General features: G+C 73.0%; 23 protein-coding genes. 10 read left to right on the top strand and 13 right to left on the bottom strand.

Annotation, left to right across the window (positions count from 1 at the left end; genetic code table 11):
- On the bottom strand, window positions 1–1388 hold a 1388-nt coding region (locus tag FKN01_RS22220), incomplete at its 3' end, for a homocysteine S-methyltransferase family protein (RefSeq protein WP_185992938.1).
- Window positions 1389–1625: 237 nt separating this feature from the next.
- On the opposite strand from FKN01_RS22220, the gene FKN01_RS22215 reads away from it, so the two are divergent.
- The 5 genes from FKN01_RS22215 to FKN01_RS22195 all read left to right on the top strand — a co-directional run bounded on the left by FKN01_RS22215 (window position 1626) and on the right by FKN01_RS22195 (window position 7441).
- Window positions 1626–2390, top strand: a complete 765-nt coding sequence (locus FKN01_RS22215) for an IclR family transcriptional regulator (RefSeq protein ID WP_185992939.1) — start codon at window positions 1626–1628, stop codon at window positions 2388–2390.
- Window positions 2391–2662: 272 nt separating this feature from the next.
- On the top strand, window positions 2663–3454 hold the full coding sequence (locus FKN01_RS22210; RefSeq protein ID WP_143623337.1) for an MIP/aquaporin family protein: 792 nt from the start codon (window positions 2663–2665) through the stop codon (window positions 3452–3454).
- A gap of 42 nt (window positions 3455–3496) precedes the next feature.
- Entirely contained in the window at window positions 3497–5038 is a 1542-nt protein-coding gene (gene glpK / locus FKN01_RS22205; protein ID WP_143623336.1) for a glycerol kinase GlpK, read from the top strand.
- A 5-nt stretch (window positions 5039–5043) separates the two neighbouring features.
- Entirely contained in the window at window positions 5044–6657 is a 1614-nt protein-coding gene (locus tag FKN01_RS22200; RefSeq protein ID WP_143623335.1) for a glycerol-3-phosphate dehydrogenase/oxidase, read from the top strand.
- Between the two features lie 112 nt (window positions 6658–6769).
- Window positions 6770–7441 carry a FadR/GntR family transcriptional regulator gene (locus FKN01_RS22195; RefSeq protein ID WP_143623333.1) on the top strand — a complete coding sequence of 224 codons (672 nt, stop codon included), beginning with the start codon at window positions 6770–6772 and terminating at the stop codon, window positions 7439–7441.
- A 58-nt stretch (window positions 7442–7499) separates the two neighbouring features.
- Here the strand turns inward: FKN01_RS22195 and FKN01_RS22190 are convergent, their stop codons facing one another.
- Window positions 7500–8279 (bottom strand): SDR family NAD(P)-dependent oxidoreductase, encoded by a 780-nt coding sequence (locus tag FKN01_RS22190; protein ID WP_143623331.1) that lies wholly within the window; start codon window positions 8277–8279, stop codon window positions 7500–7502.
- Window positions 8276–9613: an enolase C-terminal domain-like protein gene (locus tag FKN01_RS22185; RefSeq protein WP_143623329.1), complete on the bottom strand. Its 1338-nt coding sequence runs from the start codon at window positions 9611–9613 to the stop codon at window positions 8276–8278. Before FKN01_RS22185 ends, FKN01_RS22190 begins: the two co-directional genes overlap by 4 nt.
- A gap of 231 nt (window positions 9614–9844) precedes the next feature.
- Between FKN01_RS22185 and FKN01_RS22180 the strand changes: the two genes are divergently transcribed.
- Complete coding sequence (locus tag FKN01_RS22180; protein ID WP_143623327.1) at window positions 9845–10948, top strand: PAC2 family protein; 1104 nt, start codon at window positions 9845–9847, stop codon at window positions 10946–10948.
- A gap of 86 nt (window positions 10949–11034) precedes the next feature.
- On the opposite strand, the gene FKN01_RS22175 is transcribed toward FKN01_RS22180, so the two are convergent.
- The 5 genes from FKN01_RS22175 to FKN01_RS22155 all read right to left on the bottom strand — a co-directional run bounded on the left by FKN01_RS22175 (window position 11035) and on the right by FKN01_RS22155 (window position 17732).
- Complete coding sequence (locus FKN01_RS22175) at window positions 11035–14085, bottom strand: NPCBM/NEW2 domain-containing protein (RefSeq protein ID WP_143623325.1); 3051 nt, start codon at window positions 14083–14085, stop codon at window positions 11035–11037.
- Window positions 14086–14208: 123 nt separating this feature from the next.
- Window positions 14209–15438: a cysteine--1-D-myo-inosityl 2-amino-2-deoxy-alpha-D-glucopyranoside ligase gene (gene mshC / locus FKN01_RS22170; protein ID WP_143623323.1), complete on the bottom strand. Its 1230-nt coding sequence runs from the start codon at window positions 15436–15438 to the stop codon at window positions 14209–14211.
- A 108-nt stretch (window positions 15439–15546) separates the two neighbouring features.
- Window positions 15547–16386 (bottom strand): SCO1664 family protein, encoded by an 840-nt coding sequence (locus tag FKN01_RS22165; protein WP_143623321.1) that lies wholly within the window; start codon window positions 16384–16386, stop codon window positions 15547–15549.
- Complete coding sequence (locus FKN01_RS22160) at window positions 16350–16940, bottom strand: DUF3090 domain-containing protein (RefSeq protein WP_143623319.1); 591 nt, start codon at window positions 16938–16940, stop codon at window positions 16350–16352. The genes FKN01_RS22165 and FKN01_RS22160 overlap by 37 nt, the downstream gene beginning before the upstream one ends.
- A 93-nt stretch (window positions 16941–17033) precedes the next feature.
- On the bottom strand, window positions 17034–17732 hold the full coding sequence (locus tag FKN01_RS22155) for a histidine phosphatase family protein (RefSeq protein ID WP_143623317.1): 699 nt from the start codon (window positions 17730–17732) through the stop codon (window positions 17034–17036).
- A gap of 74 nt (window positions 17733–17806) precedes the next feature.
- Here FKN01_RS22155 and corA point away from each other — a divergent pair, with 74 nt between their 5' ends.
- Complete coding sequence (gene corA / locus FKN01_RS22150; protein ID WP_143623315.1) at window positions 17807–18802, top strand: magnesium/cobalt transporter CorA; 996 nt, start codon at window positions 17807–17809, stop codon at window positions 18800–18802.
- Between the two features lie 18 nt (window positions 18803–18820).
- Here corA and FKN01_RS22145 read toward each other — a convergent pair whose 3' ends face one another.
- Together FKN01_RS22145 and FKN01_RS22140 are read right to left on the bottom strand one after the other, a co-directional pair.
- Window positions 18821–19609, bottom strand: coding sequence for a ferritin-like domain-containing protein (locus FKN01_RS22145; RefSeq protein ID WP_143623313.1), 789 nt, complete (start codon window positions 19607–19609; stop codon window positions 18821–18823).
- Window positions 19610–19857: 248 nt separating this feature from the next.
- On the bottom strand, window positions 19858–20907 hold the full coding sequence (locus FKN01_RS22140) for an LLM class F420-dependent oxidoreductase (protein WP_143623311.1): 1050 nt from the start codon (window positions 20905–20907) through the stop codon (window positions 19858–19860).
- Between the two features lie 106 nt (window positions 20908–21013).
- Between FKN01_RS22140 and FKN01_RS22135 the strand changes: the two genes are divergently transcribed.
- Both FKN01_RS22135 and FKN01_RS22130 read left to right on the top strand, forming a co-directional pair.
- The gene (locus FKN01_RS22135) at window positions 21014–21997 is read left to right on the top strand and encodes an aldo/keto reductase (RefSeq protein WP_143623309.1); all 984 of its coding nucleotides are present in this window, start codon (window positions 21014–21016) and stop codon (window positions 21995–21997) included.
- A complete protein-coding gene (locus tag FKN01_RS22130) occupies window positions 21994–24156 on the top strand; it encodes a helix-hairpin-helix domain-containing protein (RefSeq protein ID WP_260696975.1) in 2163 nt (720 codons plus the stop codon). The genes FKN01_RS22135 and FKN01_RS22130 overlap by 4 nt, the downstream gene beginning before the upstream one ends.
- An 81-nt stretch (window positions 24157–24237) precedes the next feature.
- Here FKN01_RS22130 and FKN01_RS22125 read toward each other — a convergent pair whose 3' ends face one another.
- On the bottom strand, window positions 24238–24897 hold the full coding sequence (locus FKN01_RS22125) for a hypothetical protein (protein ID WP_143623305.1): 660 nt from the start codon (window positions 24895–24897) through the stop codon (window positions 24238–24240).
- A 47-nt stretch (window positions 24898–24944) separates the two neighbouring features.
- Here FKN01_RS22125 and FKN01_RS22120 point away from each other — a divergent pair, with 47 nt between their 5' ends.
- Complete coding sequence (locus FKN01_RS22120; protein WP_018103708.1) at window positions 24945–25133, top strand: DUF5703 family protein; 189 nt, start codon at window positions 24945–24947, stop codon at window positions 25131–25133.
- 100 nt (window positions 25134–25233) lie between these two features.
- Here the strand turns inward: FKN01_RS22120 and FKN01_RS33605 are convergent, their stop codons facing one another.
- On the bottom strand, window positions 25234–26028 hold the full coding sequence (locus FKN01_RS33605) for a chaplin (protein WP_143623303.1): 795 nt from the start codon (window positions 26026–26028) through the stop codon (window positions 25234–25236).
- Window positions 26029–26163: 135 nt separating this feature from the next.
- Window positions 26164–26397 carry a chaplin ChpH gene (chpH, locus tag FKN01_RS22110; RefSeq protein ID WP_143623301.1) on the bottom strand — a complete coding sequence of 78 codons (234 nt, stop codon included), beginning with the start codon at window positions 26395–26397 and terminating at the stop codon, window positions 26164–26166.
- Between the last annotated feature and the right edge of the window lie 123 nt (window positions 26398–26520).

Raw genomic sequence — 26520 nt, 5'->3', positions numbered from 1 at the left:
GTGACCTTCGCGAAACGCGACTCGGGCCCGTCCCCGTCCTCGTAGTTGACCGAGTTGAGGACCGCGCGGCCACCCAGCTTCTCCAGGCCGGCCCGGAGCACGGGCAGTTCCGTGGAGTCCAGCACGATCGGCAGGGTGGAAGCGGTGGCGAACCGGCCGGCCAGCTCCTCCATGTCGGCGACGCCGTCGCGGCCCACGTAGTCGACGCACAGGTCGAGCATGTGCGCGCCCTCGCGGATCTGGTCGCGGGCCATCTCCACGCAGTCGTCCCAGCGGCCTTCGAGCATGGCCTCGCGGAACTTCTTGGACCCGTTGGCGTTCGTACGCTCACCGATCGCCAGGTACGCCGTGTCCTGGCGGAAGGGGATGGACTGGTAGAGCGAGGCGGCGCCCGGCTCGGGGCGCGGGTCGCGGGCGGCCGGGACCGTGCCGCGTACGCGCTCGACCACCTGGCGCAGGTGCTCCGGGGTCGTACCGCAGCAGCCGCCGACCAGCGAGAGGCCGTACTCCTGGACGAACGTCTCCTGCGCGTCGGCCAGCCCCTCGGCGTCGAGCGGGAAGTGGGCGCCGTCCTTGGTGAGGACCGGCAGTCCGGCGTTGGGCATGCAGAGCAGCGGGATGCGGGAGTGCCGGGTGAGGTAGCGCAGGTGCTCGCTCATCTCGGCGGGACCGGTCGAGCAGTTCAGGCCGATCATGTCGATGCCGAGGGGCTCCAGGGCGGTCAGGGCCGCGCCGATCTCGGAGCCCAGGAGCATGGTGCCGGTCGTCTCGAAGGCCAGCGAGCACAGCAGCGGGAGGTCGCTGCCGAGGGCGTCGAGGGCGCGGCGGGCGCCGAGGACGGCGGCCTTGGTCTGGAGGAGGTCCTGCGTCGTCTCCACGATCAGCGCGTCGGCGCCGCCGGCGATCAGGCCCTCGGCGTTCGCCTGGAAGCCGTCGCGGACGGTGGCGTACGGGATGTGGCCGAGGGTCGGCAGCTTGGTGCCCGGGCCCATGGAGCCGAGGACCCAGCGCTGCTCACCGGTGGAAGCGGTGTACTCGTCGGCGACCTCGCGGGCGATGCGCGCACCGGCCTCGGACAGCTCCCGGACCCGCTCGGGGATGTCGTACTCGCCGAGGGCCGCCGTGTTCGCGCCGAAGGTGTTGGTCTCGACGCAGTCGACGCCGACGGCGAAGTACGCCTCGTGCACGGAGCGCACGATGTCCGGCCGGGTGATGTTGAGGATCTCGTTGCAGCCTTCGAGGTTCTCGAAGTCCGCGAGCGTGGGGTCCTGCGCCTGGAGCATGGTGCCCATGGCACCGTCGGCCACCACCACGCGGGTGGCGAGCGCCTCACGGAGGGCTGCGGCTCGGTTCCGGCTGTCGGCGGAAGGGGTCGGCGACGAGGCCATGGATGTACTCCCTGGGATGCGACGGCTGTCGGCTTTGCGTCTTCGGTGGAAGGCGCACCCGGCCAGGGTAGCCGGGCCGCGACCTGGGCAGTCACTCTGTCCCACGAGCCGGACGGCATCCTGATGACGGGGGTTCCGGTGTCGAAGGGTGCTGCGGACTTCCCCCACGACCGAGCAAAGGTCGACATGGACCGATAGTGTTCAGCATTGTCGAACAAGGTGGAGGAGTACGGCGCGATGGCCAAGAACATCCAGTCGCTGGAGCGCGCGGCCGCGGTGCTGCGCCTGCTGGCAGGCGGCGAGCGGCGGCTCGGGCTGTCCGACATCGCCTCCTCACTGGGCCTGGCCAAGGGCACCGCGCACGGCATCCTGCGCACCCTCCAGCACGAGGGCTTCGTGGAGCAGGACGCCGCCTCCGGCCGCTACCAGCTGGGCGCGGAGCTGCTGCGCCTGGGCAACAGCTATCTCGACGTCCACGAGCTGCGGGCCCGGGCCCTGGTCTGGACGGACGACCTGGCCCGGTCCAGCGGCGAGAGCGTCCATCTCGGCGTACTGCACCAGCAGGGCGTGCTCATCGTCCACCACGTCTTCCGGCCCGACGACAGCCGCCAGGTCCTGGAGGTGGGCGCCATGCAGCCGCTGCACTCCACGGCCCTGGGCAAGGTGCTGGCCGCGTACGACCCGGTGGCGCACACCGAGGCGATGGAGGCGGAGCGGCAGCCGTTCACGCCCCGGACGGTGACCGGCGCCGAGGAGTTCGAGGCCGTGCTCGACGGGGTACGGGCCCGGGGGTGGGGGTCCGACGTGGAAGAGACCTGGGAGGGCGTCGCCGCGGTGGCGGCCCCGATCCACGACCGGCGCCGGATGCCCGTGGGGGCCATAGCCGTCACGGGTGCGGTGGAGCGGGTCTGCGAGGACGGCGAGCTGCGCCCGGAGCTGGTCGCCGCGGTCCGCGACTGCGCCCGCGCGGTCTCGCGGGACCTGGGCGCCAGGCGCTTCTGAGCGGCCCGGGTATCCGGCCGGCTCCTCTTCGTAACGATCGATTCGTACGTCACATCCCTCTTGACGCTGCCTTCGCCCGGGAGAAACACTGCCGTTCACCGGTCGGCATTGTCGAACACTTAACGGATATTCGCGTTAGGGTGTGACCGTGCCGGGGGGTGTCGGCCCTGCCAAGTCACCCCCCGGGGGCCGGCCAAGCCCTCACACGAGGGCGCGGACCACCGGTGGGACCCGGGGTTCGGCTTCCTGGACGAAGGACAAAGGAGTCGCGGGTGTCCAGCTCCGACATCTTCATCGGCGAGACCATCGGTACCGCCGTGCTCATCCTGCTCGGCGGCGGTGTCTGTGCCGCCGTCACGCTCAAGCACTCGAAGGCGCAGAACGCCGGCTGGGTCGCCATCACCTTCGGGTGGGGCTTCGCGGTGCTGACCGGCGCGTATCTCGCCGGCGGCGTGTCGGGGGCCCATCTCAACCCGGCCGTCACCATCGGCCTGGCCATCGAGGGCGGGACGAAGTGGAGCGACGTACCGCTCTACCTCGCCTCCGAACTGCTCGGCGCGATGATCGGCGCGGTGCTGGTCTGGCTGACCTACTACGGGCAGTTCCGGGCCCATCTCACCGATCCGGAGGTCCTGCGCGCCCATTCGGGTGAGGAGGGCATGGTCGACCAGGCCGCGGCCCCCCAGGCGGGCCCGGTCCTCGGTGTCTTCTCGACGGGCCCCGAGATCCGCAACGCCGTGCAGAACGTCCTCACCGAGATCATCGCCACGGTGGTGCTGGTGCTCGCCATCCTCACCCAGGGCCTCAACGGCGACGGCGACGGGCTCGGCACGCTGGGCGCGCTGATCACCGCCCTGGTCGTCGTCGGCATCGGCCTGTCGCTCGGCGGGCCGACGGGCTACGCGATCAACCCGGTCCGCGACCTCGGTCCGCGTATCGTGCACGCGCTGCTTCCGCTGCCGAACAAGGGCGGCTCCGACTGGGGCTACGCGTGGGTCCCCGTCGTCGGCCCGCTGATCGGCGGCGCGCTCGCGGGCGGCCTCTACAACCTCGCCTTCGCCTGACCCGCCCTCACCCCAGACCGCACAGACCTCCGGGAGCACACCGTGACCGACGCACACACCACCGGCAGCCACGGCACCGGGCCGTTCATCGCGGCCATCGACCAAGGCACGACCTCCAGCCGCTGCATCGTCTTCGACAAGGACGGGCGGATCGTCTCCGTCGACCAGAAGGAGCACGAGCAGATCTTCCCCAAGCCGGGCTGGGTCGAACATGACGCGGCCGAGATCTGGGCGAACGTCCAGGAAGTCGTCGCCGGGGCGATCTCCAAGGCGGGCATCACCGCCGCCGACGTCAAGGCGATCGGCATCACCAACCAGCGCGAGACCACCCTGCTGTGGGACAAGCACACCGGTGAGCCCGTCCACAACGCCCTCGTCTGGCAGGACACCCGTACGGACGCGCTCTGCAAGGAGCTCGGGCGCAACGTCGGCCAGGACCGCTTCCGCCGCGAGACCGGGCTGCCGCTCGCCTCGTACTTCGCCGGGCCGAAGGTGCGCTGGCTGCTCGACAACGTCGAGGGGCTGCGCGAGCGAGCCGAGCGCGGCGACATCCTCTTCGGCACCATGGACTCCTGGGTCATCTGGAACCTGACCGGCGGCACCGACGGCGGCGTCCACGTCACCGACGTCACCAACGCCTCACGCACCCTCCTGATGAACCTGCACACCATGCAGTGGGACGAGAGGATCTGCTCGTCCATCGGCGTGCCGACGGCCGTGCTGCCCGAGATCCGGTCCTCGGCCGAGGTGTACGGCACCACCATGGGCGGGGTGCTCGACGGGGTGCCGGTGGCCTCCGCGCTGGGCGACCAGCAGGCGGCGCTGTTCGGCCAGACCTGCTTCTCCGAGGGCGAGGCCAAGTCCACGTACGGCACCGGCACCTTCATGCTGATGAACACCGGCGAGACGCCCGTCAACTCCTACAACGGGCTGCTGACGACGGTCGGCTACCGGATCGGCGACCAGAAGGCGGTGTACGCCCTGGAGGGGTCGATCGCCGTCACCGGTTCGCTGGTCCAGTGGATGCGCGACCAGATGGGGCTGATCCAGTCCGCCGCCGAGATCGAGACCCTGGCCTCCTCGGTGGAGGACAACGGCGGCGCGTACTTCGTGCCCGCGTTCTCCGGCCTGTTCGCCCCTTACTGGCGCCCGGACGCCCGCGGTGTCATCGCCGGTCTCACCCGTTACGTCACCAAGGCGCACATCGCCCGCGCCGTCCTCGAGGCCACCGCCTGGCAGACGCGCGAGATCAGCGACGCCATGACCAAGGACTCCGGCGTCGAGCTGACCTCGCTCAAGGTCGACGGCGGCATGACCTCCAACAACCTGCTGATGCAGACGCTCGCCGACTTCCTGGACGCGCCCGTGGTGCGTCCGATGGTCGCCGAGACCACCTGCCTCGGCGCCGCCTACGCCGCCGGCCTGGCCGTCGGCTTCTGGCCGGACACCGACGCGCTGCGCGCCAACTGGCGCCGCGCCGCCGAGTGGACCCCCCGCATGGACGCGGACACCCGCGCCCGCGAGTACAAGAGCTGGCTCAAGGCCGTGGAACGCACCATGGGCTGGCTCGACGACGAGGAGTAGACAACATGACCACCCTGCAGAGCGTCCCCGCACTCGGGACGCGTCCGGCCTCCGGCTCCCTCCCGAGCCGCGCCGAGACCCGGGAGCGGCTCTCCAAGGCGACGTACGACCTCCTGGTGATCGGCGGCGGCATCCTGGGCATCTCCACCGCCTGGCACGCCGCGCAGTCCGGACTGCGGGTGGCCCTGGTGGACGCCGGTGACTTCGCCGGCGCCACCTCCTCCGCCTCCTCCAAGCTGCTGCACGGCGGTCTGCGCTACCTGCAGACCGGTGCGGTGAAGCTGGTGGCGGAGAACCACTTCGAGCGCCGTGCGGTCTCACGCCAGGTCGCCCCGCACCTGGCCAACCCGCTCACCTTCTACCTGCCGGTCTACAAGGGCGGGCCGCACGGCGCGGCCAAGCTCGGCGCGGGCGTGTTCGCGTACTCGGCGCTGTCCGCCTTCGGCGACGGCGTCGGCCATGTGATCAGCCCGGCCCGGGCGGTGCGCGACGTGCCGGAGCTGCGCACGGAGAACCTGCGCGCGGTCGCGGTGTACGGCGACGACCAGATGAACGACGCGCGGATGGCGCTGATGACGGTCCGCGCGGCCGTCGACGCGGGCGCGGTGGTGCTGAACCACGCGGCGGTGACCGGGCTGCGGTTCACCCGGGGCCGGGTGACGGGGGCGGAGCTGCGGGACTCCATGGACGGTACGGAGTTCGGGGTGACCGCCCGGCTGGTGCTGAACGCGACCGGGCCGTGGGTGGACCACCTGCGGAAGATGGAGGACCCGGACGCGGCGCCCTCCATACGCCTGTCCAAGGGCGCCCACCTGGTGCTGAAGCGGACCCGGCCGTGGAAGGCCGCGCTGGCCACGCCGATCGACAAGTACCGCATCACGTTCGCCCTGCCGTGGGAGGACATGCTGCTGCTGGGCACGACGGACGAGGCGTACGAGGGTGACCCGGCGGATGTCGCGGTGACCGAAGGGGACACCGCGCAGATCCTGGACGAGGCCGCGTTCTCGGTGCGGGACCAGCAGCTCTCCCGGGACCTGATCACGTACTCCTTCGCCGGTCTCCGGGTGCTGCCGGGCGGGCCCGGCGCCACCTCGAAGGCCAAGCGCGAGACGGTCGTGACGGAGGGCCGGGGCGGGATGCTGTCGGTGGCCGGCGGCAAGTGGACGACCTTCCGCCACATCGGCCGTACGGTGATGAACAAGCTGGCCGCGCTGCCGGGGCAGCCGCTGGCCGAGGACATGGAGCCGATGGCCCGGCTGCCGAGGAAGCTGCCGCTGCCCGGGATCGCCAGCCCGAACGCGGTGGCGCACCGGCTGCTGGTGGACGGCGGGACGCCGGGTCCCCGGATGGCCGCCGACACCGCGCGCCACCTGGCCACGCACTACGGTTCGCTCGCCTTCGACATCGCCCGGCTGGCCAACGAGAATCCGGCGCTGGCCGAGCGGATCCACCCGGACGCGCCGGAGATCTGGGCGCAGGTCGCCTACGCCCGGGACCACGAGTGGGCCGAGACCGCGGACGACGTGCTGCGGCGGCGGACGACGCTGACGATCCGGGGCCTGGCGACGGACGAGGTCCGGGCCGGGGTGGAGAAGGTGCTCGGCGAGCGGCGCGGCTGAGCGCGGCGGGCCGGGCCGGGCGGCCGGTGGACCACGGGGTGGTCCGGCGGTCGTACCGGCCTTGTCCGTGGCCGCATAATGGGGCGATACATCGGATGTCTGGAGGTCGCCCATGGCTGTCACCGACGAGGCCATCGAGAAGATCAAGGGAATGATCGTCTCGGGTGCGCTACGGCCCGGCGATCGTCTTCCCAAGGAGAGCGAACTCGCCTCGGAGCTGGGGCTTTCCCGCAACTCTCTGCGGGAGGCGGTGCGTGCCCTGTCGCTGATCCGCATTCTCGACGTCCGCCAGGGCGACGGCACGTATGTGACCAGCCTCGACCCGCAGTTGCTGCTGGAGGCGCTGAGCTTCGTCGTGGACTTCCACCGGGACGACACGGTGCTGGAGTTCCTGGCGGTGCGCCGCATTCTGGAGCCCGCCGCGACGGCGATGGCGGCGAGCCGGATCGGCGACGACCAGCTGGACGCGCTGAGCGCGCAGCTCGACGCGCTGGGCGAGCGTCCTTCGGTGGAGGACCTGGTCGCCTGCGACCTGGACTTCCACCGGGGCATCGTCCAGTCGTCCGGCAACTCCGTGCTCTGCTCGCTGCTGGACGGGCTCTCGGGGCCGACGACGCGGGCGCGGGTGTGGCGGGGGCTGACGCAGGAGGACGCGGTGAGCCGGACGCTGCACGAACACCGGGCGATCCTGGCGGCGTTGCGGGATCGCGACGCGGAGGCCGCGCGGGCGTGGGCGACGGTGCACGTGGCGAGCGTGGAGCAGTGGTTGCGGTCCGCGTTGTGACCGTTTCGGGGCTCTGCCTCTGGGCCCGCCCGCTCCGTGCGCCGCGGCCTGGGCGGGTTCAGCTGCCGGCGGGGCGCAGGCGCAGGCCCTGCATCCCGCCGTCGACGGCCAGGGCGGTGCCCGTCACGGAGGCCGCGGCGGGACTGGCGAGGTAGACGATCGCGGCGGCCACCTCACCGGCGGAGACCAGCCGGCCCAGCGGCTGCCGGGCGTCGAGCGCGGCCCGTTCGGCGGCCGGGTCGTCCGCCTGATCGAGCAGACGGCCGATCCACGGGGTGTCGGCGGTGCCCGGGTTGACGCAGTTGACGCGGACGCCCTCGCGGACGTGGTCGGCGGCCATGGCGAGGGTGAGCGCGAGGACCGCGCCCTTGCTCGCGCCGTACAGGGCGCGCTGGGGCAGCCCGGCGGTCGCGGCGATGGAGCAGGTGTGGGTGATGGACACGGCTCCGGGGCGCTCGGCGGCGGCGCGGCGCAGGTGCGGCAGGGCGTGCCGGGCGGCGCGGACCATGCCGAGGACGTTGACGTCGAGGACCCGGGCCCACTCGGTGTCGTCGTTGTCCTCGACGGTGCCGATGGCGCCGATGCCCGCGTTGGAGACGAGGGTGTGCAGGGGGCCCAGCTCGGCGACGGCCCGGTCCACCCCGGCGCGCACGGCGGCGTCGTCGGTGACGTCGGCCTCGACGGCGAGGGCCCGGTCGGGGGCGCCGGTGGTGTCCCGGTCGAGGACGGCGACCCGCGCGCCGCGCTCCAGGAGCAGGGCGGTGACGGCCGCCCCGATGCCGGACGCGCCGCCGGTGACCAGGGCGTTCATCCCCTCGAAGTCCTGTGTGCCGGTCATCGGCTGTCCTCCTTCTGCGCGATGCGGGCCTGCCAGACGGGGCCCTGCGGGTAGCGGTGAGCGGCGATGGACTCGGGGCGCATCCTGGCCGAGAAGCCGGGGGCGGCCGGGGCGGTGTAGCGGCCGTTCGCGATGACGGCGGGGTCGGTGAAGTGCTCGTGGAGGTGGTCGACGTACTCGATGACCCGGTCCTCGCGGGTGCCGGAGACGGCCACGTAGTCGAACATCGCGAGGTGCTGGACGAGTTCGCAGAGCCCGACGCCGCCCGCGTGCGGGCAGACCGGGACGCCGTACTTGGCGGCGAGCAGCAGGACCGCCAGGTTCTCGCTGACGCCGGCGACGCGTGCGGCGTCGATCTGGACGAAGTCGACGGCCCCGGCCTGGAGGAGCTGCTTGAACACGACCCGGTTGGCGACGTGTTCGCCGGTGGCGACCTTGACCGGCTGCGCGGCGCGGACGGCGGCGTGGCCGAGCACGTCGTCGGGGCTGGTCGGCTCCTCGATCCAGTGCGGGTCGTACGGGGCGAGCGCGGTCAGCCACGCCACGGCGTCGGCGACGTCCCAGCGCTGGTTGGCGTCGACGGCGATCCGGACGCCGGGTCCGACGGCCTCGCGGGCGAGCGCCATCCGGCGGGCGTCGTCCTCGACCCGGCCGCCGACCTTGAGCTTGATCTGGGTGAAGCCGTCGGCCACGGCCTGCTCGGCGAGCCGGACCAGCTTGTCGTCGGAGTGGCCGAGCCAGCCGGGCGAGGTGGTGTACGCGGGGTACCCCTCGGCGCGCAGCCGGGCGGCGCGTTCGGCGCGGCCCGGTTCGGCGGCGCGCAGGACGGCCAGCGCCTCGTCGGGGGTGAGGGCGTCGGTGAGGTAGCGGAAGTCCACGAGGGAGACCAGCTCCTCGGGGGTCATCCCGGCCAGGAACTCCCAGACGGGTCTGCCCGCCAGCCTGGCCGCCAGGTCCCAGGCGGCGTTGACCACCGCGCCGACCGCCATGTGCATCACGCCCTTCTCGGGCCCCAGCCAGCGCAGCTGGGAGTCGTGCGTGAGGTCCCGGTACAGGGCGCCGAGTCCGGCGGCCGTGCGGGGCACGGGGCGCCCGGTCAGATAGGGGCGCAGTGCCTCGATCGCGGCGGCCATGACCTCGTTGCCGCGCCCGATGGTGAAGCAGAAGCCGTGCCCCTCGACCGGTTCGCCGTCCGCGCCGGCGATGTCGGTCCGCAGGACGACGTAGGCGGCCGAGTAGTCGGGGTCGGGGTTCATGGCGTCCGAGCCGTCCAGTTGTTCCGAGGTCGGAAACCGGATGTCGTGGACCTCGAAATCCGTGACGGTCTGACTCATGCGCGCCCCCAGGGGAAATAACATCGGACCTCTGTCCCGGTCATCCGATGTATATCCGCCCCCAAGGGCGCAAGTCCAGAGAGGGGCGCGATTTTCCGCCGACAGCTCGGATGTATCGAGGGGGTGCTGCTGCACCGGGCGGCCATCCGCCCGTGCACGGGGGCTGCGGTCAGGGGGGCCGCAGGCCGTAAGGTTGGTCCGTACGCAAGGGAACTTCGGAAGGAGGCTGGGGTGATCGAGCTCGAGGGCGTTCCCGAGCTGATCGACCCGGTCATGGTGGCCGCGTTCGAGGGGTGGAACGACGCCGGTGACGCCGCCTCCACAGCGGTCGCGCATCTGGACCGGGAGTGGAAGGGCGAGGTGTTCGCGGCGCTGGACGCCGAGGACTACTACGACTTCCAGGTCAACCGCCCGACGGTGTGGATGGACAACGGGGCACGCAAGATCACCTGGCCGACGACCCGGCTCTCCGTGGTCCGCGTCGGCGGGGACAAGCCCCGCGACCTCGTCCTGGTCCGGGGCATCGAACCGTCCATGCGCTGGCGCTCGTTCTGCAACGAGCTGCTGGGATTCGCGCACGAACTGGGCGTCGAGATGGTGGTGGTGCTCGGTGCGCTGCTCGGCGACACCCCGCACACCCGCCCGGTCCCGGTCAGCGGGGTGACGTCCGACCCCGATCTGGCGCGCACCATGGACCTGGAGGAGACCAGGTACGAGGGCCCGACCGGCATCGTCGGCATCCTCCAGGAGGCGTGCACGCATGCCGGGGTGCCCGCCGTGAGCCTGTGGGCGGCGGTGCCGCACTATGTGTCGCAGCCGCCCAACCCCAAGGCGACGCTGGCGCTGCTGAACCGCCTCGAGGACCTGCTCGGGCTGCGCATCCCGCTCGGCGAACTGCCGGAGGACGCGCGCGCCTGGCAGGTCGGCGTCGACCAACTGGCCGCCGAGGACAGCGAGGTGGCCGAGTACGTGCAGACCCTCGAGGAGGCGCGGGACACCGCCGAACTGCCCGAGGCGAGCGGCGAGGCGATCGCCCGCGAGTTCGAGCGCTATCTGCGGCGGCGCGACCCGGGCCCCGGGCAGCCGCCCGGTGGCCACGCCACGGAGAGCGGCGACGCGACGTACCTCCGGGACACGTCGAGCGGCCGGACGCGACCGCCCAAGCCGGTCCGGCCGGAGACCGGTCCGGGCCTGCCGGGCGGTCCCGGCCGGCCGGGGCCCGCACGGCCGCCGGCCGACGGGGCCGATGACCGTACGGACGAGGACCCTGCCGACGAGGACCCTGCCGACGAGGGCCCTGCCGACGACGGCCCCGACGACCCGTCGAGGGACTGAGCGCAAGGGCTGAGCGCGAGGACTGAGCGCGGCGCGGAGCCGGGCGGGTGCGAACCCGCCCGGCTCCTGTGCCGGGTGCCCGTCGTTCAGGAGCAGACGAAGCGCGCGGCGGCCCAGTCCCCGTGGTCGCCGGTCTTGGACCCGTTCGTGTCCGTGACCTTCAGGTGGACGTGCCGCGCCCCGTCGAGCGCCACGTCCACCGGTACGGTCCCGGACGCCCCGGTCACCTTCGGCGAGGTCCACAGCACCTTGCCGTCGGCCTCCACGGAGAACGCGACCTCGCCGTACCCGTTGATCTCGTCGTCGATGCCGGTGTCCGCGGTGAACCGGGAGCACTGTCCGCCGAGGTAGACCTCGATGTCGGAGTCGGCGTGGGTGCCGATCCCCTTCTCGTAGGTCTTCCCGGCCAGCGTGAGCGGATGTCCGTCGGCCGCGCCCGACTCGCCGTTGCTGCGGTCGCGCTCTGCGGGGCCGTAGCCGTTGGCCGCGTTCAGCCACTCCATGTCGCTCGCCCAGGTCTCCCCGGTGGGCGGGGCCGGCATGACGGAGACCGCGAGCCGCTCGGCGGCGGTGCGGGACTCGCCCGCCGACCGGTAGCGCGCGAGGGCGGTCAGCCGCGCCTCGCCGGCCGTCGCGCCCTTCGCCGGGGTGACCTCGACCTCGACGCGCCGGGTGGTGCCCGCCGGTATCCGCTTCACCGGCGCGGCGGTGGCGGCCTGCCAGCCCTCGGGGACGTCGAGCGTGACGGACGCGTCCGTCACATCGGCGTTGCCCGCGGTGACGTCGACGGCGACGGTGCTCGGGGCGCCCGCGCCGGCCTCCTGGCCGCGCGGGGCCGTGACGGTGGCCGCGGCGGCGGAGTTCCGGCCGCCGACCGCGCTGGTGTGCTTGAGCTTCACGGAGAACTTCCGGTCCGTGGGCAGCGGTGCGGTCCTGATCTTCACCACGCCGCCCCGGTCGTCCCGGTCGTAGAACCAGCCCTGCTCCGCCTTCGCGTACGCGGCGGCCGAGGTGAGCCGGGGCAGCTTGCCCCTGAGCTGGACCGCGCTCGGCTCGGAGCCGGTGTGCACGGTGAACTCGTACGGGCGGCTGCTCTGCTTGCCCGTGAACTCCCCCTCGCTCGCGCCGATGTCCACGGTGACGTCGCCGGAGCCCCGGGCGGGTGCGCGGACGTCGGCGGTCTGCGTGGCGTACGCGCCGTCGCGGTGCTCGCGGGTCACGCCGTCGTCCTCGTACAGCGTGAACGAGGAGCGGCCCTGCGGATAGATGTCCCAGGCCAGCGGGGAGTCGGCGGTGCGGTCGGTGTACGAGCGGATGCCCGGCCACATCGGCACACTGGCCCCGCCCTTGACGAACAGCGGCAGGGTGTCCAGCGGGGCGCTGTAGTCGTCGAGGGTGACGGGGCCCTGGTAGGTGCGCCCGGTCCAGTAGTCGGTCCAGGTGCCCTTCGGCAGGTAGATGCCGTCGCGCTCGGTGCTGTCCTCGTAGACCGGGGCGACGAGGAAGTCCTCGCCCGACATGAACTCGTACTTCGCGGCGTCCGTCGCCGCCTTCGGGTCGTCCGGGTACTCCAGGACCAGCGGGCGGACCATGCCGACGCCGGTCTCGGTCGCCTCGTGGGCGTAGGAGTACTGGTAGGGCAGCAGCGACTCCTTGAGCTTGAGGTAGGCGCGGTTGACGGAGGTGTAGGGCTCGCCGTAGCGGAAGGGCTGCTTGTCGACGGCCGCCCAGCCGTCCATGGTCATCGTGGTCCCCAGGAACATCTTCCACTGGAGGTCACGGGTGTACGTCTTGGCGCTGCCGCCGAAGATGCCGTCCACGTCGCCCGTGGTGTAGGCGAGGCCGGACATCGTGGCCCCCGCGTAGGTCGGGATCTGCCAGCGGATGTAGTCCCAGGTGCCGTACTGGTCGCCGGACCACTGGACCCCGCAGCGCTGCGCGCCGGCCCAGCTCTCGGGGGCGTACGTGAAGCCGCGCGCGTCGCTGTTGGCCTCGATGCCCGCGTAGGCGTCCTTGCAGCCGTCGAGCGCGAACTCGTAGCCGGGGCCGACCCAGGCGACGTCCAGCTTCGCGACGCGCTGCCCGGCCTTCACCTGGTCCGCGAGGTCGTCGATGCCGTCCTCGGTCCACAGGCCGAGCTCCATGCCGCGGTCCTTGAGGCCCTTCGCCGTCTCGGCGAGGTCCTCGTAGCCGCAGCCGTAGCCGTCGTTGACGAGCATCCAGCCGTTGGGCATGTCGTGCTCGACGTAGCCGTCGGCGACCTTCAGGGCGTCCAGGGTCCGGCGCTCACCGCGGTTGGCGTTGTGCAGGTAGCAGTCGGAGTCGCCCATCTCCAGGCCGTAGACCGGGGGCAGGAACGGCTTGCCGGTGAGCTTCGTGTACTGCCCGATGACGTCCTTGGCGCTGTCACCGGCGAAGTAGTACGCGTCGAAGCGCCGCTCCTGCTCGCTGGTGGTCACCGGGTCGTTGAAGGCGTAGGTGCCGGGCGCGAAGGTGTTGCGGAAGACGCCGTAGCCGGCCGAGGAGAGGTAGAACGGCACCGAGTTGGGGTGGCCGCCGTCGTTCCAGTTGTAGTCGACGCCCACCTCGACGGTCTTGCCCCGGTGCGAGGTGTTGCCCCGGCCGTTCTGCATGCCGGCGCCGTAGAACTGCTCGTCGGCGCCTCGGGCGAGGGTCTGGGTGGTCTGCTCGGCGTCCCAGCTCAGCCCCTTCGCCTCGGACCAGACCCGGCCGCCGTCGGCCCGGTACAGAGCGAACCGCAGAGGCGACTTGTAGACACGGAGGGTGACGCTACGGGTGGACAGCTCGTAGCGGTCCCCGCGCTCCTTCCAACGGGTGCGGGGCGGGGTGCCCTGCGGGAGCACGATGGCGTCGCCGGCCGGGTCCTCGAAGGTGCCGTCGGGGGCGAGTTCGATACGGAAGGTCTCCTCGGAGACGAAACTGACCCGGGCCTTCGCCGCCCCCGCCGTCAGGCGGTACACGGCCCCGTCGGCCGAGAAGCCGGTGAGGTCGCCGACCGTCGTGGCGGCTGGTTCCGCCGCGTCGGCGGCCCGGGCCGCACCCGGTCCGGTGAGCACGGCGAAGAGTCCCAGCAGCGCTGCAACTACCGCCGATCTGATGCGCGTTGATGATTGCATAGAGCGCTTTTAGCGCAGCACCGAGCATTTGACCATGGACAAAACGGAACCGGCCCCGAACTTCGTGAAGAAGTCCGGGGCCGGTGAACTCGGCTGCTACGACGGAGAGTTACGAGGAAGGAGCTACAGAGCCACACCGAGGAGGGCGTCCACGGTGCGGGAGACGAGTCCGGGCGCCCCCTCGTCCGAACCGCCCTCGGCGGCCTGCCGCTCGGCCCAGCGGTCGACGGCGGCCAGCGCGGCCGGGGCGTCCAGGTCGTCGGCCAGGGCCGCGCGGACCTCCTCGACCAGGGCGTCCGCGGACAGCCCGTCCGGGCGGGAGACGGCGGCGCGCCAGCGGCCGAGGCGGGCCACGGCGTCGGCGAGCACCTGGTCGGTCCACTCCCAGTCGGAGCGGTAGTGGTGGGCGAGGAGGGCCAGGCGGATGGCGGCCGGGTCCACGCCGTCGCGGCGCAACGCGGAGACGAAGACGAGGTTGCCCTTGGACTTGGACATCTTCTCGCCGTCCAGGGCGACCATGCCGGCGTGCACGTACGCCTGGGCGAAGGGGTGCTCGCCGGTCAGCACCTGGGCGTGCGAGGCACCCATCTCGTGGTGCGGGAAGGCGAGGTCGGAGCCGCCGCCCTGGACGTCGAAGCCCATGCCGAGGTGGTCGAGGGCGATGGCCACGCACTCGATGTGCCAGCCGGGCCGGCCCGCGCCGAGGGAGCCGCCGTCCCAGCTCGGCTCGCCCTCGCGGGCGGCCATCCAGAGCATCGGGTCGAGCGGGTTCTTCTTGCCGGGGCGCTCCGGGTCGCCGCCGCGTTCGGCCGAGAGCAGCCGCATCGCCTCGGCGTCGAGGTTGGAGACCTCGCCGAAGTGCGGGTCGGTGTCGACGGAGAAGTAGATGTCGCCGTCGAGCTCGTAGGCGGCGCCCGCGTCGCGGAGGCGTTCCACGAGCGGCACGATGCCGGGTATCGCCTCGACGGCGCCGATGTAGTGGCGCGGCGGGAGCATGCGGAGCGCGGTCATGTCCTCGCGGAACAGGGCCGTCTCGCGCTCCGCGAGCTCGGTCCAGTCCTGTCCGTCGCGCACGGCCCGCTCCAGCAGCGGGTCGTCCACGTCCGTCACGTTCTGGACGTAGTGAACCTGCCGCTTGGTGTCGAGCCACACGCGCTGCACGAGGTCGAACGCGTTGTAGGTCGCCGCATGACCCATGTGGGTCGCGTCGTACGGCGTGATGCCGCAGACGTAGATGCGGGCGACGGGACCGGGGTCAAGGGTGATCCGTCCGCCGGTCGCGGTGTCGTGAATCCGAAGGTCGCGGCCCTTGCCGGGCAGGGCGGGGACCTCAGAAGCGGGCCAGGCATGCATGTCACGAGCGTAACCGGACGCGGCTTCCGGATACGAACCGGAGGGGGGATCTGACCGAAGAGGCACTCTTGCGCCGCCGCGCCCGGCGTGCGTCGGGGCGGACCGGCGTCAGACCGGCGGCCAGGGGATGGCGGGCCACTCGCCGCTGGGCTCCCGGTGCAGCCCGGTCGTCCGCAGGCCGGCCACGCGGGCCCGCAGGGCCTCGATCTCGGCCGCCGTGATGAGTTCGGCCAGCCGGGTGACCAGCGGGGCGCCGGGCTCCAGTGCCGCGGCCAGCCGGGCCAGGACCTCGACGGCCTCGGCGGTCAGGGGCTCGCCCGCCCAGCCCCACAGCAGGGTGCGCAGCTTGTCGTCGGCGTTGAAGGTCACCCCGTGGTCGATGCCGTAGAGCCGGCCGCCGGGGGCGGGCAGCAGGTGGCCGCCCTTGCGGTCGCCGTTGTTGATGACGGCGTCCAGGACGGCGAGCCGCCGCAGCCGGGGGTCGTCCGCGTGCACGAGCAGGGCGGTCCTCCCCTCCCCCACCTCGGCGAACGCGACCGCCTTCCAGCCCTCCCCGGGCTCCTCGTCCTCGACGAGGGCGAGCAGTCCGGGCTCGTCCTCGCCCGGTTGCTCGGCGTCGATCCACAGCTGGCACATGCCCCGGCCGTACGGCCCGTCCCGGAGCACGGTCGGCGGGATCAGCCCCCAGCCCATGGCCTCGGAGACCTCGTAGGCGGCCACCTCGCGCTGGGCGAGGGTGCCGTCGGGGAAGTCCCAGAGCGGCTGCTCGCCCGCCACGGGCTTGTACACGCAGTGCGCCTCCTCGCCCTCGTGGGCGACGGAGCAGTACAGCACCGCGTTGGACGCCCCGCAGACCTGCCCGAGGACGGTGAGGGTGCCCTCGGCCAGCAGGGCGACCTGCTCCGCGTCGATCAGGCGCCCCGGCGGTATCCGTTCTGGCGCGGGCATACGTGTCCTTCCGGGTCGAGCGGCAGGCTGCACAGCGGGCAGGGCGGGCGGCCGGCGTTGACCACGTCCAGGGCGCGCTTGGCGAAGGCGCGGGCCTGGGCGCCGGTGAGCCGGACGCGGAGCATGGGCGGGCCGTTCTCCTCGTCCTGGAGCAGCCGCTCCTCGGCCTCGGCGAGGTCCTCGACGGAGTCGGCGTCCAGCTCGACCAGGGCCTGCGCCTCGACGATCATGCGCTGCTCCTCGCCGTCCCAGGCGAGCGCCATGGTGCCGACGCGGAACTCCTCCTCGACGGGGACGTCGAGCGGCGCGGTGTCGGTGACGTCCATCGGGGCGACCGCGGGCACCGGGGAGTTCCCGCCGGTGCGGCGTACGACCTCGTCGAGGAGTTCGTCCACGCGCTCGGCGAGCGCGGCGACCTGGGTCTTCTCCAGGGCCACGCTGGTGACACGTCCGCCTGAGGATGCCTGCAGGAAGAACGTACGGCGTCCAGGCAGCCCGACCGTGCCGGCCACGAAGCGGTCCGGGGGGTCGTAGAGGAACACCTGACGGGACACGTCCTGTCTCCCTTGAGAGTCGGCGGGCAGATGAGGGTGGGCCGGAGCCTCGGAAAGCGTTCTACGGCGCGTCCACCCTACTGCGCGCGGCGATCACGGCGCCCCAGCGCCGCCCCCTACCGCCGCGTCCTGCCCGGCGGCGGCGTCCGGGCCCGGCTCGCGGGGCGCGAGTCCGGCGAGGTCGCCCGTGTCGCCGAGGCGCAGCAGATAGGGGCGGAGCCTCGTGTAGCGGATCGCGGTGACCGAGCACGGGTCGGCGTGGACGCGCTGGAAGAGGTCCAGGTGCATGCCGAGCGCGTCGGCGACCAGGGACTTGATGATGTCGCCGTGCGAGCACATGACGTAGACGGCGTTCTCGCCGTGCTCCGCCTCGATCCGCGCGTTCCAGTCCCGTACCGCCTCGACGGCGCGGGCCTGCATCGCGCGCATCGACTCGCCTCCGGGGAACGCGGCGGCGGAGGGGTGCTGCTGGACCACGGTCATCAGCGGTTCGTCGGTGAGTTCGGCGAGCTTGCGGCCCGACCAGTCGCCGTAGTCGCACTCGCTGATCCGGTCCTCCACGTGCAGCGGCAGGTCGGGGCGGGCGGCCAGCAGGGGTTCCAGGGTCTCCCGGCAGCGTTGCAGGGGGCTGCTGACGGCGGCGGCGAGCGGCAGGGCGGCCAGCCGGCCGGGGAGCGCGGCGGCCTGTGCGGCGCCCCGCTCGTCGAGGGCGACGCCGGGGGTCCGGCCCGCGAGCACCCCGGCGGTGTTGGCGGTGGAGCGTCCGTGGCGTACGAGGATCAGGGTGGGCATGCCGTCCAGCGTACGGGCGCGGCCCGGTTTCCCGGCGGGGCCAAAGGTGCATACCGGGCCGGAAGCAGGGAAGAATGCGCGCCGTGATTGTCGACTGCGCCATCTATCGCGACGGACGCCGGACCGAGGGCCCCGCCGACTTCTCCGACGCCCTCGCCCAGGCGCGGGAGTCCGGCGACGCGTTCCTCTGGATCGGCCTGCACGAGCCGACGGAGAGGGAGTTCGACCTCGTCAGCAGCGAGTTCGGGCTGCACCCGCTGGCCGTCGAGGACGCCCTCTCCGCCCACCAGCGGCCGAAGCTGGAGGTGTACGACGACTCGCTGTTCGCGGTGATCAAGCCGGTCCTGTACGACCACGACAGCGACACGGTCACCACGCACGAGCTGATGGTGTTCATGGGCGACTCATTCGTGGTGACCGTGCGGCACGGCGAGGGCGCGCCGCTGGCGGCCGTGCGCCGCCGCCTGGAGTCCGAGCCCGAGGTGCTGCGGCACGGGCCGACATCGGTCCTGTACGCGGTGAGCGACGCCATCGTGGACCACTACATAGACGTGGCGGGCGAGCTCCAGGTCGATCTGGAGGAGCTGGAGACGCAGGTCTTCGCGCCGAGCGGTACGGACGACTCCAAGAACACCGCGGCGCGCATCTACACCTTCAAGCGCCAGGTCCTCGAATTCCGCCGGGCGACCGTTCCGCTGGCCGCGCCGATGGCCCGGCTGGCGAGTGCGGGGGTGCCGTTCGTCCAGGAGCACGCGCAGCCGTTCTTCCGGGACGTCCAGGACCATCTGACCCGGGCGAACGAGCAGGTGGAGGGTCTTGACCGGCTGCTGTCCGACATCCTGTCCGCGCATCTCGCGCAGATGGGGGTGCGGCAGAACGACGACATGCGCAAGATCTCCGCCTGGGCGGCGATGGCCGCGGTGCCGACGATGGTCGCGGGGATCTACGGGATGAACTTCGAGCACATGCCGGAGCTGCGGTGGGTCGGCTCCTACCCGCTGGTGCTGCTGCTGATGGCGGGGGCGGTGCTGGGACTGTACCGCCAGTTCAAGCGGCGCGGCTGGCTGTAGCGCCCCCGGCCCCGGGCCTCAGGCGTACTCCGGCGCGGGCGTCGCGGGTCCGCCGAGGGCGTCGCGCCGGGTGGGCGGTGCCAGGCTGACCATGCGCCGCCAGCCGCCGAGGCGCTCGTAGGCGTACATGGCGTGGATGCCCGCGGCGAGCACCCCGGCCTTCGCGCGGGACCAGCCGAGCACCCGGCCCATGTGGTCCATGACGGCGAGGCTGACGTCGCGGTAGATCCGGATCTCGGCGAGCGCGCACTCGCGCAGGATGCGCTGGATCGTGCGGCCGTGCCCGGCCCGCGCGAAGCGCAGCAGCTCCTCGTGGCAGTACGCGAGGTGGTTGTCCTCGTCGTCGGAGATCATCCGGACCGCGCGGCCGAGCTCGGGGTGGTCGGCGAAGTACTTGTGCAGCAGCCGCATCTGCTCGGACGCGCGCTGCTCGGTGACCCTGCTGTGGGCCAGATACGTGATGATGTCGCGCTCGGTCAGCGGCTCCTCGCGGCCCAGCTGCTCGTGCGCGAGCCCGATGCCGTGGCGCTCCAGGAGCATCGTGTAGTCGGTGTCCGGCGGGACGGGCGCGGGCTGCAGGCCGCGCTTCTTGAGCAGGGCGTTGAAGATCCTGCCGTGCTTGTCCTCGTCGGCGCCGTGCCGGGCGATCTTGGGGGCCAGCGGGCGCTGGCTCGCGGGGACGAGGGCCGCGATCCGGCCGTTCTCCCAGCCGCCCTGGGACTCGCCGCTGGCCGCGATGGAGCAGAACAGCCGGAACGAGTCGTCGTTGTCGAGAATCTCCTGGAACAGGTTCTTTGCCGAGAGCATCACTGCCACCTCCGTGCCGGCGTCGCCGAGCGCCAGTCAACGGCGTGGGGCGGAGGCGGGCAACAGGAGCGGGCGGCGGCTGGGCCGGACGGGTGATGCGGGAGCCGCGCGCGCGAGGCGCGACCGTGACGGGCGAACCGTTTTTGCGTGGCCCCGTGACCCCGCCGCGCCGGGCGCGTTGTTCCCCGTGACGGCCGTGGCGGGGAGGACCCCCCGAGCCCCCACCACGGCCGCGGAGCCTCTTCCGGTCACGCGAGCCCGGCCCGCTCCAGGGCGTCCGTGCCGGCCCGGAGCGCGGCGATCCGCTCGTCCAGGGTGAAGCCCGCGGGCGCCAGGGTCAGGGTCGTGACCCCCACCTCCGCGTACGCCTGCATGCGCTCGGCGATGCGGTCCACGGAGCCGAGCAGCGTGGTCTGGTCGATCAGGCGGTGCGGTACGGCGGCCGCCGCGCCGCTCTTGTCGCCGGAAAGGTACTTCTCCTGGATCTCGGCGGCCTCCTTCTCGTACCCCATGCGCTGCGCGAGCCGGTTGTAGAAGTTCTGCTTCGCGCTGCCCATGCCGCCGACGTACAGCGCGGTGTAGGGGCGGAACATGTCCGCGAGGCCGGGGATGTCGTCGCCGACGGCGAGCGGGACGGTCGGGCAGACGTCGAAGCCCTCCATCGTCTTCCCGGCCTTCTCCCGGCCGGCCCGCAGATGGCCGACCGCGGTCTCCTCCAGGTGCTCGGCCGAGGGGAAGATCAGCAGGGCGCCGTCGGCGATCTCGCCGGTCTGCTCCAGGTTCTTCGGGCCGATCGCGGCGATGTAGAGCGGGATGTGCTCGCGCTGCGGGTGCACGGTCAGCTTGAGCGGCTTGCCGGGGCCGTCCGGCAGCGGGAGCGTCCAGTGCTCCCCCTCGTACGAGAGCCGCTCGCGGGTCATCGCCTTGCGGACGATGTCCACGTACTCCCGGGTGCGGGCCAGCGGCTTGTCGAACTTGACTCCGTACCAGCCCTCGGAGACCTGCGGGCCGGACACCCCGAGGCCGAGCCGGAACCGGCCGCCGGACAGGGAGTCGAGCGTGGCCGCCGTCATGGCCGCCATCGCGGGCTGGCGCGCCGGGATCTGGAGGATGGCCGAGCCGACGTCGATGGACTCCGTCTGCGCGGCCACCCAGGCCAGCACGGTCGGCGCGTCGGAGCCGTACGCCTCGGCCGCCCAGCAGACGTCGTAGCCGAGCCGGTCGGCCTCCTGCGCGACGGCGAGATTGTCGCCGTCCATCCCCGCGCCCCAGTAGCCGAGATTGATGCCGAGCCGCATGGCCGAACCCCTTACCGATCAGTAACGTGCTTGGGTTCCGGACTCTAGCGCGCGCGAAGTCGATCCGGCAGGGGGCCGCCGCACGCCGGTTGTAATCTCAGCGCCCATGGAGCAGAGGCATCTGGGCCGCACCGGCCTTCGTGTGTCCAGGATCGGACTCGGCACCCTCACCTGGGGCCGGGACACCGACGAGCACGACGCTGCCGAGCAGCTGAAGGTGTTCTGGGAGGCGGGCGGCACCCTGGTGGACACGGCCGATGTGTACGGCGGCGGCGAGGCCGAATATCTGCTCGGGCGGCTCGTGGACGGCCTGGTGCCCAGGGGCGATCTGGTCGTCGCGACCAAGGCGGGCAGTGTCGCCGACCCGTACCGCAGGGTCGACGCCTCGCGCGGGCACCTGCTGGCGGCCCTGGACGCCTCGCTGAGCCGGCTGGGCACGGATTACGTGGACCTGTGGCAGCTCCACGCGTTCGACCCGTACACCCCGCTGGAGGAGACCCTCCAGGCGCTGGACCTCGCGGTGTCCTCCGGGCGCGCCCGCTACGCCGGGGTGTCCGGCTTCTCCGGCTGGCAGCTCGCGAAGGCCGCGACCTGGCAGCTCGCCGCGCCCGGGGCGCGGACCCGGCTCGCCGCGACGCAGATGGAGTACTCGCTGCTCCAGCGCGGCGTGGAACGCGAGGTGCTGCCCGCCGCGCTCGACCTCGGCCTCGGCCTGCTGCCCTCGTCGCCGCTCGGCCGGGGCGTCCTGACCGGCAAGTACCGCACGGGCACACCGGCCGGCTCGCGCGGCGCGTCCGAGCTGCTGGCCCCTTTCGTGGAGCCGTACCTGGACGACGCGGCGGGCCGGATCGTGGACGCGGTGGCGACCGCGGCGGACGGGCTGGCCACCACGCCCGTCCAGGTCGCCCTGGCCTGGGTCCGCGACCGGCCCGGCGTCGCGGCACCGATCGTCGGCGCGCGCAACGCGCAGCAGCTGGCGGAGGCGTTGTCAGTGGAGACGCTTAGTCTTCCTGACGAGATCTGCCAGGCGCTGGACGATGTGTCGGCGCCCGTGCACCGCTATCCCGACCAGGACTGGAGCACGCTGTGACCGCGCTACCCCGGGGCGAATCCCCCGGCGCCGACACCGCCGCCGACCCGGCCGCCGCCGACGCGACGGACCCGGCCGGCACCCCCGCCGCCGAGGCCGCCCCGGCGGGCACCGGCGACGGGGCCGGTGAGGAAGGCGCCCCCGCGGTGTCCGAGGCCGAGGCCGAGATCGCCGCCCAGCGGGAGCTGCGGGAGCGGATCGAGAAGCGCAAGGCCGAGAAGGACGGGCCCATCGAGGCCGGGGGGAAGCTGAGCGGGACCGCGGCCGATCTGCTGGCGGCCGTCCGGGCGGTGGAGAGCGGGCAGAAGCCCGCCACGGCGTTCTACGACTCGCCCGCACCGGCGCCCGCCCGGCGGACGGCCCCCGCCCCGGCTCCGGTGCGGGACCGGGCCCCCGAGCCCGCTCCCGCGCCCCGGGCCGCCTCGGCCGAGAGCGTCGCCGCCGTGGCCGCCGTGCTGTCCGCCGGCGGGGCCCCCGCCGCGCTGGGCCGCCCCGCCGCCGCACTGCTCGGGGACCGGGCCGCCGAGATCCTGCGCGAGGACCCCTGGCAGCTGCTGGCCCTGCCCGGCGTCGGGCCCGAGCAGGCGGACGGCTTCGCCCGGGCGCTGCTCAAGGCGGCGGCCGGACCTGACGACGAGCGCCGCACCGCCGCGCTGACCGGCTGGCTCCTGGAGCGCGCCGCGCTCCGGGGCCACACCGCCCTGGACGCGGACCGGGTGCGCGAGGCGCTGGCCGGCCGGGGCGTGAGCGACCCCGCCGCGGCCGTGCAGCACGCCGTCGCGGAGGGCGTCGTGCTGGTCTTCCAGGACGGCCCGGAGGCCGGCGGGGCCGGCGAGGAGCCCGGCGAGCCGGAGGAGCCCGCCGCGCCCGTCCAGGTCCTCCTCGGCCTGGACCGCTACGCCCTGGCGGAGGAGAGCCTGGCCGACGGGCTGGCCCGGCTGGTCGACGGCGGCGGGGAAGCGGACTGGTCGGAGGCGGCCACCGCCGCGCCCTCCCCGTCGGCCGCCGAGCTGATCCGCGCGACCGCCGCCCACGGCCTCGTCGCGCACACGGGCGGCGAGGCGGCCCGGGCCGAGCCGGCCGCTCTGATCGCCGCGGCCCGGGGGCTCGGGCTGCGCGCCCTGGGCGCCGCGCACAGCGTGGACGGGCGCCGGCGGCTCGCGGCGGACATCGGCGCCCCGGAGGCGGCCGTCACGCTCGCCGGGCTGCTGTCGGGTGCCGAGGGGCCGGGGCGGGACGAGGAGGGGGCGCTCGCCCTCGACCTGCTCGTCGTGCTGGACGCGCCCCAGCTGGACGTGGAGACCGGCGCGATGCTGGTGGAGTCGCTGGCCGACGGCGTCCGCCTGGTCCTCAGCGGCGACCCGGGGGTGCTGGGCTCGGCGGGCGCCGGTCAGGTGTTCGCCGATGTGCTGGCCGCCCGTGCCTGCCCCCGCGTCGCCTCCCGCACCCCGGACGCCGGCCCGATCGGCGAGCTGGTCTCGGGCATCGGCGTCGGTGAGCTGAACCAGGTGGCGGCGCCGGGCAAGGAGGTCGTCATCGTCCCGGTCCGGGACGCGGGCGAGGCGGTGCACCGCACGGTGCAGCTCGTCGCCGACTCGGTGCCGCGCGCCCTCGGGGTGCCGTCCGGCGAGACCCAGGTCATCACGGTGGGCCACGGCGGCGCGGCGGGCACCCGGGCGCTGAACGAGGCCCTGAAGCAGCGGCTCAACCCGGGGCCCGGCCGCTTCGGCGGCTTCGACCCGGGCGACCGGGTCGCCCATGTCCCGGCGCCGGGGCGGACGGTGCCCGGTGTGGTGGTGTCGGCGGACGCGGAGGGGCTGCACCTGGACTGTGCGGGGAGCCCCGTCGTCGTACCGCAGGAGCGGGTGGCGGAGTCCGTGCGCCACGCGTGGGCGCTCAGCGCCCATCAGGCGGCCGGGATGCGGTGGCCGGCCGCGGTCGTGGTGCTGCCGGGCGACGCGGCGGGCGGGCTGAGCCGGCCGTGGGTCTACACCGCGTTCGGCCGGGGCGAGCGCCATCTGTCCGTGGTGCACGGCGTCGACCAGGCCCTGCCCCGCGCGGTGGCCGAGGTGCCCGCCCAGGAGCGCACCACGCGCCTGCGGGCCCTGCTGGAGGCGTCCAGGGCATCCCAGCAGGCGCCGGAGCCCCAGGAGCGGTGAGAGAGCGCCCCAAGGGCCCCTGCGGACGCCTGGCGCGTCCGCGGGGGCCCTTGGGGCGTCCGACAGGGTCCGCGGCGGCGGTCAGCCGGCGCGGTGCCCCGGTCCCTCCGGGTCGTCGTCGAGGTCGTCGTCGTCGAAGACCGCGCTGACGTCGAAGCGGCAGACCACCAGCTGGGGGTCGGCGTCGTCGAACGGGGCCGCCAGCCACTCCCCCGGTTCGGGGAGTTCCTCCGCCGCCGCGACCCAGAGCGTGGAGTCGCCCTCCTCCAGGCCGAACTCCGTGTGCCGGGAGGCGATCTCGTCCGCCTCGTACTCCCCGAAGAGCACTCCCAGCGCCGCGTGCACGCTGTTGCCGACGACCGCCGGGCCGCCCTCCTCCTGTTCGTCCGGGTCGGCGTCGGCCAGGCGCTGGGCCTGGGCCAGCAGCCGCTGGGGCTCCACCACCGCGTAGTCGCGGCGGATCAGCACGCTGAGCGCGTGCGGCTCGTCGGGTCCGTTGTAGGGCGGCAGGGCGTCCTGCTCCCCGGGGATCTCGAAGGGGGTCACCTCGTCGTGGCGGTCGTAGAGGAGTTCGTCGTAGGCCTCGGCGGCGGCGGCCAGTGCGTTGAACGCGTCGTAGACAGCGGGGTCCTCGTCCCCCGACCGGCGTTCGACCGCCGCGAGGTGGTGGTCGATCGCGGCTTTGACCGCATCGGCGGCGGCGCGTACCTCGGCAGCGGTGGGCTGCGCAGCATCAGACATGGGGCAGACGCTATCCGTACCGGGCCCTTGCCCGCACAATGGATTCGATGCCGGAATACGAATTCGTCGATGTGTACGTGCCGCGCGGGGTGTCCCGGAAGGACACGGCCCGCCTGTTGACCGACCATGCCGAGTACGGGCACTGGGAGCTGGACCGTCTGACGCTGCGCCGGGACGGCAGCCGCCGCGTGCGGCTGCGCCGCCGGATCATCCGTCAGCTACGGGCCACGTGGTGAGCCGGAAGGACCGGCCCCGGACCGTCCGACCACGCGAAACGGGCCCCGCGATCCGCGGGGCCCGTTTCCCTCACTGCTGCTCGCCGGTCCGGCGCTGCCGTCAGGCGGCGGCCTTCGCGCGGCGGTAGAGCACCGTGCCCGCGCCGGCCAGCAGCAGGCCCGCGCTCGCCGGGACGAGCAGGTCGAGCCCGCCCGCCCCGGTGTGGGCGAGCTGCGGTGCCTCCGGCACGGTCTGCGGCTCCGGCGTGTTCGGAGTGGGCTTCTCGGGCGTCGGCGGCGTGACGTGGCGGACCGGGGGTTCCGGAACGTCGACCGGCGGCGTGCTGTCGTTCTCGCACGTGTTGCCGATCGCCGGGTTCAGCAGGCCGACGACGTCGATGCTGTTGCCGCAGACGTTCACGGGGATGTCGATGGGCACCTGGATCTGGTTGCCCGAGAGCACACCGGGCGATCCCTGCGTGATCCCCTGGGCGGTGGCCCCGCCGCCGTTGCCACCGCGGACGGCCCGGTGCTTGCCGGTGCCCTGCTTGGCCCCCCGGGCGTGATCGTCGGAGGCCCGGGTGCCGGCGTGGCTGCCGGAGGCACCCGACGCGGAGTCGTGGCTGCCGGAGGTGCCCGAAGCGGAGTCGTGGCGGCCGGCGGTCGCGCCGTCCGAACCGTTTCCGCAGGCGTTTCCGGCGGCCGGGTTGAGCAGTCCGACGACGCTCACGGAGTTTCCGCAGACGTTCACCGGCACGTGTACCGGGATCTGCACCGAATTCCCTGAAATCACCCCCGGGGAATTCGAGGCGCCGCCGGCCGCTCCCGCGTCGGCGTGCGCGTAGCCGCCGCCGAGGGCGAGAACGCCACCCGCTGCCGCCATGGTGATCAGGCCGTTTCGCGTGACCTGTCGCATAGGTGTTTCCTGCCTTCTACCTTCCGGAGTACCCCCGGACTACCGTGCGGAGGCAAAGGACCCGACGGCCCCGGAGCGCGTTGAGTGCGGTCCGGGGCCGAGCGGGCTCAAACCCTTACGGGTTGACGCACAACGTCAGTCGTTGACGCAGACGTTGCCGAAGGCCGGGTTCAGCAGCCCGATCACGGAGATCGTGTTGCCGCACACGTTCACGGGAACGTGGACGGGAACCTGGATGACGTTGCCCGAGACGACGCCGGGGCTGCCGATGGCGGCACCCTGGGCACCCGAGTCGGCCACGGCCATGCCGGCGCCCGCGAGCACCAGACCACCGGTGGCAGCCGCCGCGGCGACGATCTTCTTGATCATGATTCCTCCTAGTTGGCAAACGCGGTCCCAGCCGCGGACCGCACCCCCTGTAACGAGGAGGAAGTAATGGGGCTACGAGCCGAACGCCCCATTCACTCGTACCGGTTATGGGCGTACATCCTG

The organism is Streptomyces sp. 130 (assembly GCF_007096885.1).
Lineage (GTDB): Bacteria > Actinomycetota > Actinomycetes > Streptomycetales > Streptomycetaceae > Streptomyces.
Note: the sequence above shows the minus strand (reverse complement) of the source record. Positions and strands in the feature narration are given on the sequence as shown.